The sequence below is a fragment of the Pseudomonas sp. Ant30-3 genome (assembly GCF_000690905.1).
Taxonomy (GTDB): Bacteria; Pseudomonadota; Gammaproteobacteria; order Pseudomonadales; family Pseudomonadaceae; genus Aquipseudomonas.
On sequence record NZ_JMCL01000107.1, the window covers coordinates 1 to 18,519 of the forward strand.

Below are 18,519 nucleotides of genomic sequence, written 5' to 3' on the forward strand. Positions count from 1 at the left end.
GGGAGCTTGCTCCCGCTGGGTCGCGAAGCGGCCCCTGAAACTTTGCGACTGCTTCGCAGCCGAGCGGGAGCAAGCTCCCTCGCCACAAGAGCATGCTCCACTACAAAAGCATGCTCAATCACAAAAGCAGGCTCCACCACAAAAGCTACCTCCACCACGAAAGCATGCTCCATGTACAAAAGCATGCTCACCAAAGAGGCTCGTTGCCCCAGGGTATCCGGTGTAGCGCCAACCATGTTTCAAAGGATCCGCGATGAGCAATAACGCATCATTCACGCCGCCCAGTCTGCTGCTCAGCACCATCGGCCTGTCACTGGCGACGTTCATGCAGGTGCTCGACACCACCATTGCCAACGTTGCCTTGCCGACGATTTCCGGCAACCTGGGCGTCAGTTCGGAGCAGGGCACCTGGGTCATCACCTCTTTCGCTGTGAGTAATGCGATTGCGCTGCCGTTGACCGGCTGGCTCAGTCGGCGTTTCGGCGAAGTGAAGCTGTTCCTGTGGGCGACCATTCTGTTCGTGATCGCGTCGTTTCTCTGCGGCATTTCCACCTCGATGCCGGAACTGATCGGTTTTCGCGTGCTTCAGGGGCTGGTGGCCGGCCCGTTGTACCCGATGACGCAGACGCTGCTGATCGCGGTCTATCCCCCGGCGAAGCGCGGCATGGCCCTGGCATTGCTGGCGATGGTCACGGTGGTGGCGCCGATTGCCGGGCCCATTCTGGGCGGCTGGATCACTGACAGTTACAGCTGGCCGTGGATTTTCTTCATCAACGTGCCGATCGGGATTTTTGCGGTGATGGTAGTGCGCCAGCAACTCAAGGCGCGGCCAGTGGTGACGAGTTATCAGCCGATGGATTACGTCGGTTTGATCACCCTGATCATCGGCGTCGGCGCGTTGCAGGTGATCCTCGACAAGGGCAATGACCTGGACTGGTTCGAGTCGAATTTCATTATCGGTGGTGCAGCGATATCGGTGATCGCGCTGGCAGTGTTTGTGATCTGGGAAATGACCGATCAGCACCCGGTGGTCAATCTGCGGCTGTTCGCCCATCGCAACTTTCGCATCGGCACGATTGTGCTGGTGTTGGGCTATGCCGGGTTCTTCGGCATCAACCTGATCCTGCCGCAGTGGCTGCAAACGCAGATGGGCTACACCGCGACCTGGGCCGGTCTGGCCGTCGCGCCGATCGGGATTCTGCCGGTGATCCTGTCGCCGTTCGTGGGCAAGTACGCGCACAAGTTCGACCTGCGTTTGCTGGCCGGGCTAGCGTTTCTGGCGATTGGCTTGAGCTGCTTCATGCGCGCCGGTTTCACCAACGAGGTGGACTTCCAGCACATCGCTCTGGTGCAATTGTTCATGGGCATTGGCGTGGCACTGTTCTTCATGCCGACCCTGAGCATTCTGATGTCGGACCTGCCACCGAGCCAGATTGCCGATGGCGCGGGGTTGGCGACGTTTCTGCGGACGCTGGGCGGGAGTTTCGCGGCATCGCTGACCACGTGGATCTGGATTCGCCGGGCAGATCAGCATCATGCCTACATGAGCGAAAGCATCAGCACTTATGAGCCGGCCACCCGCGAGGCGCTGAATGCGCTGGGCGGCCCGGCTAATCCGGCGTATGCGCAGCTCGATCATGTGCTGACGAGCCAGGCCTACATGCTATCGACCGTCGACTACTTCACGCTGCTCGGTTGGGCATTCATGGGGTTGATCGTGATCGTTTGGCTGGCCAAACCGCCGTTTGCGGCGAAGGCGGGGCCTGCGGCCAGCGGTCATTAAGCGCAACTCATTTCTGTAGGAGCCGGCTTGCTGGCGATGGCGGTTTATCATTCAACAACTTTATTGACTGAAAGGCCGCTATCGCCAGCAAGCCGGCTCCTACAGAGGATTTGTGTTCGGCGGTTAGTTTGCGGGGGCTGCCAACTGCGCTGGCGGCGCGAAGTCGAACGGGGCCAGCGCAAATCCCTGCTCATCCACCTGCAACGCCCAGCCCTGACGATCCCAATCGCCCAACACAATCCGCCGGGCCGCCTGTTCGCCAATCTGCAACTTGTGAATCGCCGGTCGATGGGTATGCCCATGAATCAGGGTTTTCACACCAAATGCCTGCATGAGCCGCGGCACTTCTTCCGGCGTGACATCGACGATGTCATTGGCTTTCATCCGCGTCTGCGCACGGCTTTCGCTGCGCAACTTGCGCGCCAGCTTATGCCGGGTGCCCAGCGGAAGATGGCGCAAAATGAACAGGGTGACGGGATTCCGCAGATAGCGACGCAGCTTCATGTAAGCCTCGTCGCGGGTGCACAGGCTGTCACCGTGCATCAACAGCACTGGCTCGCCGTAAAACTGCACGACACTGGGGTCCTTCAGCAGGGTACAGCCGGCCTGTTTGCAAAAGGCCTGGCCGAGCATGAAGTCGCGATTGCCGTGCATCAGAAAAATCGCCGTGCCGCTGTCGCTGAGCGTGCGCAGGGCCTGGCAGATGGAGCGCTGAAAAGGTGTCATGGCGTCGTCGCCAATCCACGCTTCGAAAAAGTCACCGAGGATATAAAGTGCACTCGCCGAACGGGCGCGTCCGGCGAGCAAATCCAGAAACGCCCGGGTAATGTCCGGGCGCTCCTCTTCCAGATGCAAATCTGAAATCAGCAGTATCACTCAATGATCTCGGCTTTCTCGATGATCACGTCTTCTGCAGGTACATCCTGATGGCCAGCCTTGGAAGTGGTGGCAACGCCTTTAATCTTGTCGACAACTTCAGTGCCGGAAACCACTTTGGCGAACACAGCGTAGCCCCAGCCCTGAGTGGTCTTGGCGCTGTGGTTGAGGAAGCTGTTGTCAGCGACGTTGATGAAGAACTGCGCGGACGCCGAATGCGGCTCCATGGTGCGGGCCATGGCAACGGTGTATTTGTCGTTCGGCAGGCCGTTGTCGGCTTCGTTCTGGATGCTTGGGCGCTTGTCTTTCTTTTCTTTCATGCCAGGCTCGAAACCGCCGCCCTGGACCATGAAGTTACCGATAACACGGTGGAAAACCGTGTTTTCGTAGTGACCGGCTTTGACGTACTCGATGAAGTTGGCAACGGTCAGCGGTGCCTTTTCAGCGTTCAGTTCCAGGACGATGTCGCCGTGGTTGGTGGTCAGTTTGACTTGGGTCATGATCGGTACTCTTTTATGGAGAAGCGTGTTCAATGAATTCGTGGGTTTGGAGGCGTTTGGGCCTCTAACCGGTCCGGCCAGCAGCAGCCGAAGTGCGCAGTTTAGCGCGACAGGCGTTAATTTCGAGGCTGTTTTTCAAAACAGGTGCATTAAACGCAGCTGATTTAGGGCCTGCTCTGTCAGCGCCTTGACGGCATCGGCTATGATAGCGGCTTTGTTTTGTCAGGCTGTCTTCCGGCCGCGCACTTGTACGTTCAAGGATCCTATGAGCAAGCCCACTGTCGACCCTACCTCGAATGCCAAGACCGGCCCTGCCGTGCCGGTCAATTTCCTGCGCCCGATCATCCAGGCGGACCTGGACTCGGGTAAGCACACGCAGATCGTCACCCGTTTCCCGCCAGAGCCCAACGGCTACCTGCACATCGGTCACGCCAAGTCGATCTGTGTGAACTTCGGTCTGGCCGAGGAATTCGGCGGCGTCACGCACCTGCGTTTCGACGACACCAACCCGGCCAAGGAAGACCAGGAATACATCGACGCGATCGAAAGCGACGTCAAATGGCTGGGCTTCGAATGGTCCGGCGAAGTGCGCTACGCCTCGCAGTATTTCGACCAGTTGCACGATTGGGCCGTCGAGCTGATCAAGGCCGGCAAGGCTTATGTGGACGACCTCAGCCCGGAGCAGGCCAAGGAATACCGTGGTTCGTTGACCGAGCCGGGCAAGAACAGCCCGTTCCGTGATCGCTCCGTGGAAGAAAACCTCGACTGGTTCGCCCGCATGCGTGCCGGCGAATTCCCGGACGGCGCTCGCGTGCTGCGGGCGAAGATCGACATGGCCTCGCCGAACATGAACCTGCGCGACCCGATCATGTACCGCATCCGTCACGCACATCACCACCAGACGGGCGACAAGTGGTGCATTTACCCGAACTACGATTTCACCCACGGTCAGTCGGACGCCATTGAAGGCATCACCCACTCGATCTGCACCCTGGAGTTCGAAAGCCATCGTCCGCTGTACGAGTGGTTCCTCGAGAACTTGCCGGTCCCGGCGAACCCGCGCCAGTACGAATTCAGCCGCCTCAACCTGAACTACACGATCACCAGCAAGCGCAAGCTCAAGCAACTGGTCGATGAAAAGCACGTTCACGGCTGGGACGACCCGCGCATGTCCACGCTGTCCGGCTTCCGCCGCCGTGGCTACACGCCGAAATCGATCCGCAACTTCTGCGACATGGTGGGTACCAACCGTTCCGACGGCGTGGTCGACTTCGGCATGCTCGAATTCAGCATCCGCGACGACCTCGACCACAGCGCCCCGCGCGCCATGTGCGTGCTGCGTCCGCTGAAAGTCGTGATCACCAACTACCCGGAAGGTCAGGTCGAAAATCTCGAACTGCCATGCCACCCGAAAGAAGACATGGGCATGCGCGCGCTGCCGTTCGCCCGTGAAATCTACATCGACCGTGACGACTTCATGGAAGAGCCGCCGAAAGGCTACAAGCGCCTGGAGCCGAATGGCGAAGTGCGTTTGCGCGGCAGCTACGTGATCCGTGCTGACGAAGCGATCAAGGACGCCGACGGCAACATCGTCGAGCTGCGTTGCTCCTACGACCCGGAAACCCTCGGCAAGAACCCTGAAGGGCGCAAGGTCAAAGGCGTTGTGCATTGGGTGCCGGCGGCTGAAAGCGTCGAGTGCGAAGTGCGTTTGTACGATCGCCTGTTCCGTTCGCCGAACCCTGAGAAAGCTGAAGACAGCGCCAGTTTCCTGGACAACATCAACCCTGACTCGCTGCAAGTGCTGACCGGTTGTCGTGCTGAACCCTCGCTGGGCAATGCACAGCCGGAAGACCGTTTCCAGTTCGAGCGCGAAGGTTACTTCTGCGCGGATATTAAGGACTCGAAACCAGGTCGTCCGGTGTTCAACCGTACCGTGACCTTGCGTGATTCGTGGGGCCAGTGATTCAAGGAACCTCTAAAGTGCTTTCGATCTACAACACGCTCACCAAGAGCAAAGAAGTCTTCAAGCCGCTGGATGGCAACAATGTGCGCATGTACGTTTGCGGGATGACCGTGTACGACTACTGCCACATCGGCCACGGCCGCAGCATGGTCGCGTTCGACCTGGTGACCCGCTGGTTGCGCTTCAGCGGTTACAACCTGACCTACGTGCGCAACATCACCGACATCGAAGACAAGATCATCAACCGGGCCAAGGAAAACGGCGAGCCGTTCGACGCGCTCACCGAGCGGATGATCACCGCGATGCACGAGGACGAGGCGCGCCTCAACATCCTCAAGCCGGACATGGAACCGCGCGCCACGGACCATATTCCCGGCATGCTGAGCATGATCCAGACCCTGATCGACAAGGGTTACGCTTACGCTCCGGGCAATGGCGACGTGTACTACCGCGTCGCCAAGTTCATGGGCTACGGCAAGCTGTCGCGCAAGAAGATCGAAGACCTGCGCATCGGCGCGCGCATCGAAGTCGACGAGTCGAAACAGGACCCGCTGGACTTCGTGCTGTGGAAGGCGACCAAGCCGGGCGAACCGAGCTGGCCTTCGCCGTGGGGCGACGGGCGTCCGGGCTGGCACATCGAATGCTCGGTGATGTCGACCTGCTGCCTCGGCGAGACCTTCGACATTCATGGTGGCGGCAGTGACCTCGAGTTCCCGCACCACGAAAACGAAATCGCCCAGAGCGAAGCGGCCACCGGCAAGACCTACGCCAACGCGTGGATGCATTGCGGGATGATTCGCATCAATGGCGAGAAGATGTCCAAGTCCCTGAACAACTTCTTCACCATTCGCGACGTGCTGGAAAAGTATCACCCCGAAGTTGTGCGTTACTTGCTGGTGTCGAGCCATTACCGCAGCGCGATCAACTACTCGGAAGACAACCTCAAGGACGCCAAGGGAGCACTCGAGCGTTTCTACCATGCGTTGAAAGGCTTGCCGACGGTGGCGCCGGCCGGTGGCGAGGCGTTCGTCGAGCGCTTCACCCAGGTGATGAACGACGACTTCGGCACGCCCGAAGCCTGCGCGGTGCTGTTCGAGATGGTGCGTGAGATCAACCGTCTGCGCGAGAGCGATCTTGATGCGGCGGCGGCTCTGGCGGCGCGCTTGAAGGAACTCGCCAGCGTGCTGGGCGTGTTGCAGCTGGAAGCCGATGACTTCCTCCAGGCCGGTGCTGAAGGCCGGGTGGATGCGGCTGAGGTGGATGCGCTGATTGCTGCGCGTCTGGCGGCTCGGGCCGGTAAGGACTGGGCTGAGTCCGACCGTATCCGCGACCAGTTGACGGCGATGGGCGTGGTGCTGGAAGACGGGAAGGGCGGCACGACCTGGCGATTGGCTGACTGACTGCTGTAGTCGTTACAAACCAAAACCCGCCTTGTGCGGGTTTTTTTATGCGCAGGGACGAAAATACCGCGGTGCCCCGACCGACGCCATCGCGAGCAGGCTCACTCCCACAGGGATCTTCGTAATGTTTGAGTTTTGTGTACGACGCAGTTCTCCCTGTAGGAGCGAGCCTGCTCGCGATTGGCCGCGCAGCGGTCAGCTATCCGACTGGCGCAACCGCTTGTAAAGCGTATTCCGACTAACCCCCAGCCTGCGGGCCAAGTGCGAAATATTCCCCCCAGCCGCTTGCAACTGCCGATTCAAATCCTCGGCATCATTCAAATCCATTGCTATCGGCTCCGGCGAATCCACCGGCTCCATCTCCAGATCGACAAAAAAATCATCCGGCAAATGCTCTGGCCGCACCGGCTGTTCCTCGGCCATCGCCAACGCCACCTGCATGACGCTGCTGACCTGTCTTAAATTGCCCGGCCATGGATGACGGCTGAACAAGTCCATCACTTCACGACTCAACCCCGCCCACTGCGCGGGTTCCCGGTGCTGTTCCCAGATGCGTTTGAACAACGCCTGTTTATCCGTGCGTTCGCGTAATGGCGGCAGCTCAAGGGTCAAGCCGCCGATCCGGTAATACAGGTCCTCACGGAAACGTCCCAACTGAACCTGCTCGCGCAACGCGCGGTTGGTCGCCGAGATGATGCGGAGGTCGACCGCAAACAGTTCACTGCTGCCCACCGGCTGCACGCAGCGCTCCTGTAAAACCCGCAGCAACCGCGCCTGGGTCGGCAGCGGCATGTCACCGATTTCATCCAGAAACAGCGTGCCTTTGTCAGCCTTGCGAATCAGGCCGATGCTGCCTTTCTGATTGGCGCCGGTGAACGCGCCTTTCTCGTAGCCAAACAGTTCGGATTCCACCAGTTCGGCGGGGATGGCCGCGCAGTTAACAGCGATAAACGGCTGTTTGCTGCGCGAGCTGGCCTGGTGCAGGGCTTTGACGAACACTTCCTTGCCGACTCCGGTTTCCCCGTGGATCAGCAGCGGAATGTCCTTCTCGAGCAGGCGCTCGGCCTGACGCACGGCTTTTTCCACGCGGCTGTCGCCAAAGTGCAGCGAGTTGAGGCTGATCGCGGCAGGCGCGGGCTCGCTCGGTTCGGCGAACACCCGGGCCTGAATGGGCACCTGCTTGGGTCGTTTGAGCAGGCACTGGAAACGGTTGCGTCCGGACGCTTGCAGGGCAAACGGCAACCCTTCGGGCTGATTCAGCAATTCCAGCAGCGAGACCTTGAACAGGCTTTCAACGCTGACCCGCGACAGGCTGATCCCCAGCAGATTATCGGCGCGGCGGTTGGCGGACAGCACTTGGCCGCTTTCGTCGAAAATCAGTAACCCCGCCCACTGACTGTCGAGGTTGTTCAGCCCGGTGTTGAACGTCAGTTGAAAATGTTGGCCGTGGAACAGATTGAGGATCAGCCGATTCTCCACGGTCTGGCTCATCATTTTGACCATGCCGAGGGTGTGCGAAGGCGGCAGGTAGCTGTCGCTGGAGACGTCCAGTACCGCAATCACCTTGCGCTCGGCATCGAAGATCGGCGCGGCGGAACCGGTCATGAAGCGATTGGCTTTCAGAAAATGTTCATCGTGTTCGATGTGCACCGCTTGTTCGCAGGCGAGGGCGGTGCCGATCGCGTTGGTGCCGCTGCAGCGTTCCATCCAGCTCGCGCCAGCGCTGAAACCACGGGTCAGGCCCGGCTCGATGAAGCGTTGAGTGCCCCACGAGGTCAGCACCTGGCCCTGATTGTCGGCGAGCATGATCAGGCAATTGGAATTGCTGAGGATGTTTTCATAGTAGGGCAGCACTTCCTGGTGCGTGGTTTGCACCAATGACTGCTGACGTTCGAGTAACTGCGCGATATCGGCGGCGGGGAGCTGATCGAACGCCGGGGCGCTCTGATGATCGAGGCCAAATGCGCGGCAACGCGACCATGAGTCCTGAATGATGGCGTCGTGGGAGAGCGGCAAGGCAGGTGCGGCCATGGCAATCGATCTCTGAGCTTTTATTGTTTTTATGGGTTTTGCGCAACACATCGTTCCACGGCACGCCGCATTTCTGTAGGAGCCGGCTTGCTGGCGATGGCGTCATCGAAATCGCCATCGCCAGCAAGCCGGCTCCTACAAGGGTCCGTAAACGGTCCATAGAGTGTTGTTCACTATTGTTCATTGTCAACCGGCGCAGTGTTCAGTTGTTCAGTCGCGGTTGTTCATTTCTGTTCAGCAGCGAACGCCGTTTTCCCTGCAAACCAGACAATTTCGAAGCAGATCAGAGACTTGCCATTTCTGGCACGAATGTCGCTCTGTGATCCAGGTTGCTTGACTCCCAATAATAAAAAGGCCGAGCCATGTCACTCACCCTGGAGCACGTCAGCCGCACCGTCGAGGGCCAGACCTGGATCGACGATGCCTGCCTGAATTTCGAACCCGGATCGTTCAACGTCTTGCTCGGCCGCACGCTGTCGGGCAAGACCAGCCTGATGCGTCTGATGGCCGGTCTGGACAAGCCCGACAGCGGGCGCATCCTGATGAACGGCGTTGACGTTACCCAGCGTCCGGTGCGTTTGCGCAACGTGTCGATGGTCTACCAGCAGTTCATCAACTACCCGACCATGACCGTGTTTGAAAACATCGCCTCGCCGTTGCGCCAGGGCGGCGTGTCCAACGAGGTGATCCAGAGCAAAGTGCTGGAAACCGCGAAAATGCTGCGCATCGAGAAGTTTCTGCAGCGCCATCCGCTGGAGCTCTCCGGCGGGCAGCAACAACGCACGGCGATGGCCCGGGCGCTGGTGAAGGATGCCGAGCTGATCCTGTTCGACGAGCCACTGGTCAACCTCGACTACAAGCTTCGCGAAGAACTGCGTCAGGAAATGCGCGAGCTGTTCAAGGCGCGCCATACCATTGCGATCTACGCCACCACCGAACCCAATGAAGCGCTGGCGCTGGGCGGCACCACGACCATTCTTCACGAGGGCCGGGTGATCCAGAGCGGCAAGTCGTCCGAGGTGTATCACCAGCCGCAAACCGTGCTGGCGGCAGAATTGTTCAGCGAACCGCCGATCAACCTGATGCCAGGCCGCATTGCCGGCAACGAAGTGAGCTTCGCCAACTTCGTGCACTTCCCGTTGAACGTCGACCTGCGTCCGGTCGGCGAGGGCGAGTTCCGCTTTGGCGTGCGCCCGAGCCATATTTCGCTGGTGCCCAGCAACGACGACGATCTGGAACTGGCAGTGACCGTGGAAGTCGCCGAAATCAGCGGCTCAGAAACCTTTTTGCATGTGCGCAACGAACATTTTCTGCTGGTGCTGCACTTGCCCGGCGTTCACGAATACGACGTCGATGCGCCGATTCGCATCTACATCCCCACCCATAAACTGTTTGTGTTCGATGCCCAGGGACGGCTGGTTCAGGCCCCCGGTCGGCGCATCGCGAGGGTTGCCTGATGGCCGAAATCCGCTTGCAGAACCTCGCCCACAGTTACACCCGCACACCGACCGGGCCCGACGATTACGCGATCCGCGAGATGGATCACGTCTGGGAGCAGGGCGGCGCCTACGCCTTGCTCGGGCCATCGGGCTGCGGCAAGTCGACCTTGCTCAACATCATTTCCGGATTGCTCAGCCCGTCTCAGGGTCAGGTGCTGTTCGACAGCAAAGTGGTCAACGACCTGACCCCGGAGAAGCGCAACATCGCTCAGGTTTTCCAGTTTCCGGTGGTCTACGACACCATGACCGTGTTCGACAACCTGGCCTTCCCATTGCGAAATCAGGGCATGGCCGAGGCGAAAATTCACAGCAAGGTGCAGGAAATTGCCGAGGTGCTCGACCTTCAGCCGCTGCTGAGCAAGAAGGCGCGCAATCTGACCGCCGATGAAAAGCAGAAAGTTTCCATGGGCCGCGGACTGGTGCGCGACGACGTCTCGGCGATCCTGTTTGACGAACCGCTGACCGTGATCGACCCGCACCTGAAGTGGAAACTGCGGCGCAAGCTCAAGCAGATCCACGAGCAATTCAACATCACCATGGTCTACGTCACCCACGATCAGCTCGAAGCGTCGACGTTCGCCGACAAGATCGCGGTGATGTACGGCGGCCAGATCGTGCAGTTCGGCACGCCACGGGAATTGTTCGAGCGCCCGAGCCACACGTTCGTCGGCTATTTCATTGGCAGTCCAGGGATGAATCTGATCGAGGTTCAACCGCAACCCGGCGGTGTCGGTTTCGCTGCTACCCATCTGCCGCTGTCCGACGCGCAACAGCGACGAATCGCCGATACGACATGGAAAACCCTGAAGGTCGGCATTCGCCCGGAGTTTGTTCACGTGTGGGACGAGCCCTTCGATGACGCCATGCAGGCACACGTCATACACGTCGAAGACCTCGGCACCTACAAGATCATGACCCTGAATCTCGACGGCGCACCGCTCAAAGTGCGGTTGGCGGAAGACAAGCCAGTGCCGGAAGGCACGGCGTACATCAGTTTTCCGGCGCAGTGGTTGATGGTTTATGCCGATGATTACCTGCTGGAGGCGCAGCCATGAACAAGGTGCAGAACAACAAAGCCTGGTGGCTGGTGTTGCCGGTATTTCTGCTGGTGGCATTCAGTGCGGTGATCCCGATGATGACCGTGGTCAACTACTCGGTGCAGGACATCTTTGACCAATCCAGTCGCTACTTCGTCGGTGCCGACTGGTATCGGCAGGTGTTGCTCGATCCGCGTCTGCATGACTCGCTGCTGCGTCAGTTCATCTATTCCGGCTGCGTGCTGCTGATCGAAATTCCGCTGGGCATCGCCATCGCCCTGACCATGCCGACCAAAGGCCGCTGGTCGTCGCTGGTACTGATCATTCTGGCGATTCCGTTGCTGATCCCATGGAACGTCGTCGGCACGATCTGGCAGATTTTCGGCCGCGCCGACATCGGCCTGCTCGGCTCGAGCCTCAATGCGATGGGCATCAGCTATAACTATGCGGCGAACACCATGGACGCCTGGGTCACCGTGCTGGTGATGGACGTGTGGCACTGGACCTCGTTGGTGGCGCTGTTGTGTTTCTCCGGGTTGCGCGCCATTCCGGACGTGTACTACCAGGCCGCTCGGATTGATCGGGCATCGGCCTGGGCGGTGTTCCGGCACATTCAGCTGCCCAAGCTCAAAAGCGTGCTGCTAATCGCGGTGATGTTGCGCTTCATGGACAGTTTCATGATTTACACCGAACCGTTCGTGCTCACGGGTGGCGGGCCGGGGAATGCCACGACGTTCCTCAGCCAGACCCTCACGCAAATGGCCATCGGGCAGTTCGACCTTGGCCCGGCGGCGGCATTTTCGCTGGTGTATTTCCTGATCATTCTGTTGGTGTCCTGGCTGTTTTATACCGCCATGACTCACTCAGACGCCAACCGCTGAGGGCTGCGCCATGAGTTTGAAGAAGCTGATTCCACTGCTGATCTACATCCTGTTCCTGCTGGTGCCGATCTACTGGCTGTTGAACATGTCCTTCAAGAGCAACACCGAAATCCTCAGCGGACTGACGCTGTTTCCGCAGGATTTTACCTTGGCCAATTACAAGGTGATCTTCACCGATCCGGCCTGGTACACCGGTTACCTCAACTCACTGTATTACGTGAGCCTGAACACGGTCATCTCGTTGAGCGTGGCGTTGCCGGCAGCGTACGCGTTTTCGCGCTATCGTTTCCTGGGGGACAAGCACCTGTTCTTCTGGTTGCTGACCAACCGCATGGCGCCACCGGCGGTGTTCTTGCTGCCGTTTTTCCAGCTGTATTCCTCGATCGGGCTGTTTGATACGCACATCGCGGTAGCGTTGGCCCACTGCCTGTTCAACGTGCCGTTGGCGGTTTGGATTCTCGAAGGGTTCATGTCCGGCGTGCCGAAAGAAATCGACGAAACGGCCTACATCGACGGCTACAGTTTTCCCAAGTTCTTCGTAAAGATTTTCGTCCCGTTGATTGGCTCGGGCATTGGTGTCACGGCATTTTTCTGCTTCATGTTTTCCTGGGTCGAATTGTTGCTGGCGCGAACCCTGACGTCAGTCAATGCCAAACCGATCGCGGCGGTCATGACCCGCACGGTCTCGGCGTCGGGCATCGACTGGGGCGTGCTGGCAGCGGCTGGGGTGCTGACGATTTTGCCCGGTGTGCTGGTGATCTGGTTTGTTCGCAACCACGTGGCCAAAGGCTTTGCCTTGGGCCGGGTATGAGGAACTGATGATGGAATGGATGAACTGGACCGCCCCGACGGCGGCGTTTTTTGGCGTGATCGCCCTGATTCTGGTGGGCATGACGACGTGGGAATTGCGTTCGCCAAGCATTCCCCGGCGAGGTTTCCTGCCGATTGCCACCACCCGTGGCGATCGGCTGTTTATCGGTCTTCTCGGCAGCGCCTACCTGCATTTGCTGGTAATCGGCGCCACCGACTGGAGCATCTGGGTCGCGTTCGCGATATCCCTGGTGTGGCTGTTGGCTGTGATGCGTTGGGGCTAGTCGACACCGATCGGCAACGTTGCTCCGAAACTTAAACAGGAGGTCTCTATGTTCGACAAAAACAATAAGCTGCGACATAGCATTTCATTGGCAGCCATATTCGCGATGAGCGGGCTGAGCGCTTCGGCCTGGGCCGATGCCTATGAAGACGCCGCGAAAAAATGGATCGGCAGTGAGTTCAAGCCGTCCACCCTGACGGCGGAACAGCAGCTCGAAGAACTCAAATGGTTTATCAAGGCCGCCGAGCCGTTTCGCGGCATGAAGATCAACGTGGTGTCGGAAACCATCGCCACGCACGAGTACGAATCCAAGGTGCTGGCCAAGGCGTTCAGCGAAATCACCGGGATCAAGCTCACTCACGACCTTCTGCAGGAAGGCGACGTGGTGGAGAAGCTGCAGACGCAGATGCAGTCGGACAAGAACATCTATGACGGCTGGGTCAACGACTCGGATTTGATCGGTACACACCTTCGTTACGGCAAGACCGAATCGATCACCGACATGATGGCCAACGAGGGCAAGAACTTCACCTCGCCGACCCTAGACCTCAAGGACTTCATCGGTATCTCGTTCACCACCGCGCCAGACGGCAAGATCTATCAACTGCCCGACCAACAGTTTGCCAACCTGTACTGGTTCCGTGCCGACTGGTTTGAACGCGCCGACCTGAAAGCCAAGTTCAAGGAAAAATACGGCTACGAGCTGGGCGTACCGGTGAACTGGTCGGCCTATGAAGACATCGCCAAATTCTTCAGCGAAGACGTCAAGGAAATCGACGGCAAGCGTGTTTACGGTCACATGGATTACGGCAAGAAGGACCCGTCGCTGGGCTGGCGTTTCACCGATGCCTGGTTCTCGATGGCAGGGGGCGGCGATAAAGGTTTGCCCAACGGTTTGCCGGTGGACGAGTGGGGGATTCGCGTCGAGAACTGCCATCCGGTCGGTTCCAGCGTCACCCGTGGCGGCGACACCAACGGCCCGGCGGCCGTCTACGCGACCACCAAATACGTCGAATGGATGAAGAAATACGCGCCACCGGAAGCGGCGGGCATGACCTTCTCCGAATCCGGTCCGGTGCCGTCACAGGGCAACATCGCCCAGCAGATCTTCTGGTACACCGCGTTCACCGCCGACATGACCAAACCGGGTCTGCCAGTGATGAATGCCGACGGCACGCCAAAGTGGCGCATGGCACCATCGCCGAAAGGGCCGTATTGGGAAGAGGGCATGAAGCTCGGCTATCAGGACACCGGCTCGTGGACCTTCCTCAAATCCACGCCTGAAAAACAGAAACTCGCAGCCTGGTTGTATGCGCAGTTTGTCACCTCGAAAACTGTATCGCTGAAGAAAACCATCGTCGGCCTGACACCGATCCGCGAGTCGGACATCAACTCGCAAGCCATGACCGACCTCGCGCCGAAACTCGGTGGCCTGGTCGAGTTCTATCGCAGCCCCGCCCGTGTGCAATGGACCCCGACCGGGACCAACGTGCCGGACTACCCGCGTCTGGCGCAACTGTGGTGGAGCCACATCGCCGAAGCGGCCAGCGGCGAGAAAACGCCGCAAGAGGCACTTGATGGTTTGGCCAAGGATCAGGACGCAATCATGACGCGTTTGGAACGTTCAAAAGCGCAAGCGACCTGTGCGCCGAAAATGAATCCTGAGCGGGACGCGCAGTACTGGTTCGATCAACCGGGTGCGCCGAAGCCTAAGTTGGCTAATGAGAAGCCGAAGGGTGAAACCGTGGGTTATGCAGAGCTGCTGAAGTCGTGGGAGGCGGCGCGTAAGTAAGTAGCTGAACTATGAAACGCAAACGGCACCGGGAGGTGCCGTTTTTCGTCTGATATGTGTTTGAAGTCAGGGTGAAGCACGGGGACCGATGAAGTATTCCAGATCTTGGGGGAGCTTCACCTTTAGGAATTCTGATATTCGCGCGATCTGAGCCGCTGTCAACTCAAGCTCGCCCGGTTCTAGTTCTTCTAAAGATTTTGATTCAGTCAGTTGAGCCAGTGCCTGATTTAACGCGAGGCTCGTTATCGTCAACTCAAACTGCAATGAGTCGTCCTGCTTTTCGTCTGGATAGAAACCGGTGATGGATAGGTCGCGCCATACCTGCCGATACCTGAAGGCGACCTGGTAATCAAAAGCGGCAGGTTCGATTTGATGGTTGAACAGAGGCTGAAGGTCAGGAATCCACGCCGGCAGGGCGTCAAAACCTCCGTCGTATATCTCCGGTTCCGCCATGAGCCCCAATGCATCGATCACCGACCCGTCCTCGCCGAGGTCTGCGGAGTATTCTTTGCCAACGCCAATCTCCGTTTTCTTGTCGTACCAGTTCAGCCTGACTTTTAGTCCCATTGTTACCTCGAGTTACCAGACGTCACGATAGTCAAACGCGACCTGATAGTCGTAGGCAGACAGATCGATAGCATGCTGAAAATGAGGCTGAAGATGAACGATCCAACCTTCTTCGACATTAAATCCCCCATTGTTTATGTTGTTCTCGATGGGGATGCCTAGTGTCTCCAATACGATGGGGTCCTCGCCAAAATCTTGTGACATCTCCTCCCCGACGCCCAACTCGGATTTTTTGTCGTACCACTCCAAACTGATTTTTAGCCCCATACAACACCCCGTGTGTACCATTGTGTAAGCTCTTTCCGGTGGAGCGCTTGGGCGCTCCTTTTTCGTTAATCGTTAATGGTATGAAGTCAGGAAAAAATCGAGATTTTTAGGCAGTTCGATCACACACGCTTTTTCTATTGCAGTGATGTGTTGTTCCGTCAGCAAGTAATCATGCAATGGGTCTTCTTCATTCTTCCAACCCATGATCAATGCGAGATCCGTTAACTCGATAGGGATCTCTTTTTCAAATGAAGGAAAGTCCTCACCTTCCGGAACTCCCATAACGATGAATTTCATGGTTCTACTGTCCTCGTTGGATCTGCAGGTTTATTTTGGACACCCGTTTCATGATTAAACTCGCCAAGATGTTTTCCGCGCTTGTTGTACTTCTCCACAGCCCCATGCTGTGAGTCCCATTCGTAGATTGTTCCTTTTCTGTCCTTCCAGCGGGGGCGTAACCCCCCGCCGCCTTGAATCGGAGTTTTGGGCGTGGCCCTTCTAGTGTCTGGAAAAGCTGGAAGAAAATCAGGTTTTTGATGGTAGGCGTGCTGAGGCAGGCTTAGCACAACATAAACCGGCCTAACCCCCGACCCCACGGGAAACACAAGAATGAAATCCTTGTACTCAGGCGGGTAAATCGGGTTAACGATGATATTGCCGGCGACTTCCGTTGGCGGGTAAACCCAGATGTGCGGTGCCTGTGGTGCAGCTTGCAGCGCCGGTATACCCAGGATGTCCGAGCCGTCCACGGCCGGGGTCCAGATCAGTTCGACCCCGTCGCCCAAATCAGCCACTTGCTGGTTGCCGCGCAACGCAAACTGCACGACATCGACCATTTCCCAATCGTGATTTTTACCGGTGTAAAAGCCGTAACCCTTGAGACTGCCATCGGTTTGCTGCTCGACGTGCAGACGAACGCGGGTGCGGGCTTGTTTGAGGGCGCGCAGTTGGTCTTCGGAATAGAGCGCACTATCGCCGAGACTTGGCGTCCAGAACACTGCGGCTATACCGGCAAGCACCGTAGCACCAGCGACGCCGATGGCTGCGCCTGAGCCTACGGTTGTAGCGCCAATTGTCGGGGCGCGGAGCGCAAGTCGGCCGACGCCGAGGGCTGCGATGTTGCCGCTGATCTTTTGCAGATCCAGCAGCCCGGAGCCGTTCGCTTCGCGAGCGCCAAGCCAGGCAATTTCTCCGTAATCCTTAAGGCTATCGACCGGCACCATTCCCGACGGGTACGAATAATCGATAATGGCGTCCGGTAAGTTGCAGGACTTGGCGAAGACACACCCTCTATTGACGACGTCCTTCTTCTTTGTCTGTGCAACAAGACTGTTCTCATAGGCCTGTTGCCTTGCAAGCATGGCGTCGTGAGCGTTTTGTCTGGCATCACGCTCTGCCAGCTCGGTAGCGGTCATGAGGCGACTGGTGATGTGATGTCCATCGCCAGAGGGTGGATTTTGAATCCGCGGTATATCCTTGTTACCAGCCACTGATCATCTTTTCCTTCGTCCATCGGCAGTGCCCAACGAGGGCTGCGCGACATTAGCGAACGAGGTCAATGGTGGCTGTAGGAAGGGTCTTGGATGGTGCTAGGCGTTTTCTATTTTTTGCGTCAGGTCGAAGCGAAATTGTGGGAAGCGGCGGCAAAGTAAACAGTGCTGATGTGAAATGCGAACGGCACCGAGAGGTGCCGTTTTCGTTTATCTCAAGTCAGGGCCGCGAGATTTTCGATCGTTTGCGGAAAGCGTTCGACCAGGCGAATAAGGGTAGTGGCCTGGGCATTAGGCGTTGCCCGTCCCTGTTCCCAGTTTTCCAGGGTTCGGGTATTGGTGCGCAGATACATGGCAAACACCGAGCGAGAGAGATTCAGCTGTTTGCGGATGGCGACCAATTCTTCGGCAGTGATGGGCATCAGTTCTGGCAAATGAACCTTGTGCGTTCGCAGCGTGATCTTGCCTTGGCGCTCCTCTGCCAGGGCATCCAGGCCATCCATCAGTTCGGCAAAAATGTCACGTTTCATAGTGGGATCTCGTTTTGATTTCTCTATCCAGCGTTTGTCTGAAGAGCTTTTTCTGGGCGGACGACAGATCGTCCTGCTCGTCTTTGTCATACACGGTGAACAGCCAGAACTGATTGAAGCCTGACCACCAGTAATAAATCACCCGTAAGCCACTGCGCTTGCCTTTACTGCGTCGTTGGTCGCTGAAGAGAATTTTGCGCAGCCCACCGGTCCCTTCAATCAAGTCGCCCGCTTCGGGATTTTTCAGCAACTCGAGTTGAAAGCTGCGAAACAGATCGTCATCCAGATAATCGTCTCGATGCTTCTGAAACATACGTAATTCGATAAATAGAGCATCCATTTTCTGTACGTTACCTACGTATAGTCTTGTCTCTGTAATCGAATCGGTCAAGGCCTTGAGGCCAACCTTTTCGTCCCCGCTTTTAACGGTAGCTCCCGGGGGTAAAAACACCTGTAGGACGATTCGACAGGTCGGGCTGGAAGTTTCGGTAGTTTTGGAAGGGGATGGGGCGGGCGGAGAGAAGAGGGAAGAGCATTAAGATCAAACGATCGCAGCCTCGTTTCACTCGACAGCTCCTACGTTGCAATGCATTCCCAGTAAGAGCTGTCGAGTGAAACGAGGCTGCGATCTCTTGATGTTGAAAGCACAACAACAAAAAGGTTTTTAGGTACTACCGTCGCCGCTATCGCCAGCAACTGCTGGCGATGTGGGTGGATTAGTCAGCTTCGATGTCGGCTGATCCAGAGCTGTCGCGAGCACGCCCCCCACAATTGCGCATTGCTTTGAGATCATCCGTAAACCACAGAATT

General features: G+C 57.8%; 18 protein-coding genes. 9 read left to right on the forward strand and 9 right to left on the reverse strand.

The genetic code is table 11. The features are described 5' to 3' along the window. The first annotated feature begins 253 nt into the window (after positions 1-253). On the forward strand, positions 254-1,783 hold the full coding sequence (locus tag DU29_RS0123600; protein WP_028623930.1) for a DHA2 family efflux MFS transporter permease subunit: 1,530 nt from the start codon (positions 254-256) through the stop codon (positions 1,781-1,783). A gap of 123 nt (positions 1,784-1,906) precedes the next feature. Here the strand turns inward: DU29_RS0123600 and lpxH are convergent, their stop codons facing one another. Both lpxH and DU29_RS0123610 read right to left on the reverse strand, forming a co-directional pair. Further along, positions 1,907-2,659, reverse strand: a complete 753-nt coding sequence (gene lpxH / locus DU29_RS0123605; RefSeq protein ID WP_028623931.1) for a UDP-2,3-diacylglucosamine diphosphatase — start codon at positions 2,657-2,659, stop codon at positions 1,907-1,909. Then, on the reverse strand, positions 2,656-3,159 hold the full coding sequence (locus tag DU29_RS0123610) for a peptidylprolyl isomerase (RefSeq protein WP_028623932.1): 504 nt from the start codon (positions 3,157-3,159) through the stop codon (positions 2,656-2,658). Before DU29_RS0123610 ends, lpxH begins: the two co-directional genes overlap by 4 nt. A gap of 265 nt (positions 3,160-3,424) precedes the next feature. On the opposite strand from DU29_RS0123610, the gene DU29_RS0123615 reads away from it, so the two are divergent. Together DU29_RS0123615 and cysS are read left to right on the forward strand one after the other, a co-directional pair. Then, a complete protein-coding gene (locus tag DU29_RS0123615) occupies positions 3,425-5,122 on the forward strand; it encodes a glutamine--tRNA ligase/YqeY domain fusion protein (RefSeq protein ID WP_028623933.1) in 1,698 nt (565 codons plus the stop codon). Between the two features lie 17 nt (positions 5,123-5,139). Continuing rightward, on the forward strand, positions 5,140-6,522 hold the full coding sequence (gene cysS / locus DU29_RS0123620; protein ID WP_028623934.1) for a cysteine--tRNA ligase: 1,383 nt from the start codon (positions 5,140-5,142) through the stop codon (positions 6,520-6,522). A 195-nt stretch (positions 6,523-6,717) separates the two neighbouring features. Here the strand turns inward: cysS and DU29_RS0123625 are convergent, their stop codons facing one another. Further along, positions 6,718-8,553, reverse strand: coding sequence for a sigma-54-dependent Fis family transcriptional regulator (locus DU29_RS0123625; RefSeq protein WP_028623935.1), 1,836 nt, complete (start codon positions 8,551-8,553; stop codon positions 6,718-6,720). A gap of 362 nt (positions 8,554-8,915) precedes the next feature. On the opposite strand from DU29_RS0123625, the gene DU29_RS0123635 reads away from it, so the two are divergent. The 6 genes from DU29_RS0123635 to DU29_RS0123660 are packed head-to-tail and all read left to right on the forward strand — an operon-like array spanning position 8,916 to position 14,855. Continuing rightward, the gene (locus DU29_RS0123635) at positions 8,916-10,010 is read left to right on the forward strand and encodes an ABC transporter ATP-binding protein (protein WP_028623936.1); all 1,095 of its coding nucleotides are present in this window, start codon (positions 8,916-8,918) and stop codon (positions 10,008-10,010) included. After that, positions 10,010-11,107, forward strand: coding sequence for an ABC transporter ATP-binding protein (locus tag DU29_RS0123640; RefSeq protein ID WP_028623937.1), 1,098 nt, complete (start codon positions 10,010-10,012; stop codon positions 11,105-11,107). Before DU29_RS0123635 ends, DU29_RS0123640 begins: the two co-directional genes overlap by 1 nt. Then, a complete protein-coding gene (locus tag DU29_RS0123645) occupies positions 11,104-11,970 on the forward strand; it encodes a carbohydrate ABC transporter permease (RefSeq protein ID WP_028623938.1) in 867 nt (288 codons plus the stop codon). The genes DU29_RS0123640 and DU29_RS0123645 overlap by 4 nt, the downstream gene beginning before the upstream one ends. Before the next feature lie 10 nt (positions 11,971-11,980). Beyond that, a complete protein-coding gene (locus DU29_RS0123650; RefSeq protein ID WP_028623939.1) occupies positions 11,981-12,781 on the forward strand; it encodes a carbohydrate ABC transporter permease in 801 nt (266 codons plus the stop codon). Between the two features lie 10 nt (positions 12,782-12,791). Next, positions 12,792-13,064, forward strand: a complete 273-nt coding sequence (locus tag DU29_RS0123655) for a DUF2160 domain-containing protein (protein ID WP_028623940.1) — start codon at positions 12,792-12,794, stop codon at positions 13,062-13,064. A gap of 48 nt (positions 13,065-13,112) precedes the next feature. Then, positions 13,113-14,855, forward strand: coding sequence for an ABC transporter substrate-binding protein (locus DU29_RS0123660; RefSeq protein ID WP_028623941.1), 1,743 nt, complete (start codon positions 13,113-13,115; stop codon positions 14,853-14,855). A gap of 66 nt (positions 14,856-14,921) precedes the next feature. Here the strand turns inward: DU29_RS0123660 and DU29_RS1000000133610 are convergent, their stop codons facing one another. From DU29_RS1000000133610 to DU29_RS0123695, 6 genes are all read right to left on the reverse strand, one after another. Next, the gene (locus DU29_RS1000000133610) at positions 14,922-15,422 is read right to left on the reverse strand and encodes a pyocin S6 family toxin immunity protein (RefSeq protein WP_328286354.1); all 501 of its coding nucleotides are present in this window, start codon (positions 15,420-15,422) and stop codon (positions 14,922-14,924) included. 12 nt (positions 15,423-15,434) lie between these two features. Continuing rightward, positions 15,435-15,689, reverse strand: a complete 255-nt coding sequence (locus tag DU29_RS0123675) for a colicin E3-like toxin immunity protein (protein WP_028623942.1) — start codon at positions 15,687-15,689, stop codon at positions 15,435-15,437. Positions 15,690-15,761: 72 nt separating this feature from the next. Beyond that, positions 15,762-15,986 (reverse strand): hypothetical protein, encoded by a 225-nt coding sequence (locus DU29_RS0123680; protein ID WP_028623943.1) that lies wholly within the window; start codon positions 15,984-15,986, stop codon positions 15,762-15,764. Continuing rightward, entirely contained in the window at positions 15,983-17,179 is a 1,197-nt protein-coding gene (locus DU29_RS0123685; protein WP_028623944.1) for a colicin E3/pyocin S6 family cytotoxin, read from the reverse strand. Before DU29_RS0123685 ends, DU29_RS0123680 begins: the two co-directional genes overlap by 4 nt. Before the next feature lie 215 nt (positions 17,180-17,394). Continuing rightward, the gene (locus tag DU29_RS0123690; protein ID WP_028623945.1) at positions 17,395-17,709 is read right to left on the reverse strand and encodes a helix-turn-helix domain-containing protein; all 315 of its coding nucleotides are present in this window, start codon (positions 17,707-17,709) and stop codon (positions 17,395-17,397) included. Then, positions 17,699-18,049: a hypothetical protein gene (locus DU29_RS0123695; protein ID WP_028623946.1), complete on the reverse strand. Its 351-nt coding sequence runs from the start codon at positions 18,047-18,049 to the stop codon at positions 17,699-17,701. The genes DU29_RS0123690 and DU29_RS0123695 overlap by 11 nt, the downstream gene beginning before the upstream one ends. Positions 18,050-18,519 lie beyond the last annotated feature (470 nt).

Coding starts and splice junctions, on each gene's coding strand:
- DU29_RS0123600 (WP_028623930.1), top strand. CDS start 254: ATGAGCAATAACGCATCATTCACGCCGCCCAGTCTGCTGCTCAGCACC.
- DU29_RS0123610 (WP_028623932.1), bottom strand. CDS start 3,159: ATGACCCAAGTCAAACTGACCACCAACCACGGCGACATCGTCCTGGAA.
- DU29_RS0123615 (WP_028623933.1), top strand. CDS start 3,425: ATGAGCAAGCCCACTGTCGACCCTACCTCGAATGCCAAGACCGGCCCT.
- DU29_RS0123625 (WP_028623935.1), bottom strand. CDS start 8,553: ATGGCCGCACCTGCCTTGCCGCTCTCCCACGACGCCATCATTCAGGAC.
- DU29_RS0123635 (WP_028623936.1), top strand. CDS start 8,916: ATGTCACTCACCCTGGAGCACGTCAGCCGCACCGTCGAGGGCCAGACC.
- DU29_RS0123640 (WP_028623937.1), top strand. CDS start 10,010: ATGGCCGAAATCCGCTTGCAGAACCTCGCCCACAGTTACACCCGCACA.
- DU29_RS0123645 (WP_028623938.1), top strand. CDS start 11,104: ATGAACAAGGTGCAGAACAACAAAGCCTGGTGGCTGGTGTTGCCGGTA.
- DU29_RS0123650 (WP_028623939.1), top strand. CDS start 11,981: ATGAGTTTGAAGAAGCTGATTCCACTGCTGATCTACATCCTGTTCCTG.
- DU29_RS0123655 (WP_028623940.1), top strand. CDS start 12,792: ATGGAATGGATGAACTGGACCGCCCCGACGGCGGCGTTTTTTGGCGTG.
- DU29_RS0123660 (WP_028623941.1), top strand. CDS start 13,113: ATGTTCGACAAAAACAATAAGCTGCGACATAGCATTTCATTGGCAGCC.
- DU29_RS1000000133610 (WP_328286354.1), bottom strand. CDS start 15,422: ATGGGACTAAAAGTCAGGCTGAACTGGTACGACAAGAAAACGGAGATT.
- DU29_RS0123675 (WP_028623942.1), bottom strand. CDS start 15,689: ATGGGGCTAAAAATCAGTTTGGAGTGGTACGACAAAAAATCCGAGTTG.
- DU29_RS0123680 (WP_028623943.1), bottom strand. CDS start 15,986: ATGAAATTCATCGTTATGGGAGTTCCGGAAGGTGAGGACTTTCCTTCA.
- DU29_RS0123690 (WP_028623945.1), bottom strand. CDS start 17,709: ATGAAACGTGACATTTTTGCCGAACTGATGGATGGCCTGGATGCCCTG.
- DU29_RS0123695 (WP_028623946.1), bottom strand. CDS start 18,049: ATGGATGCTCTATTTATCGAATTACGTATGTTTCAGAAGCATCGAGAC.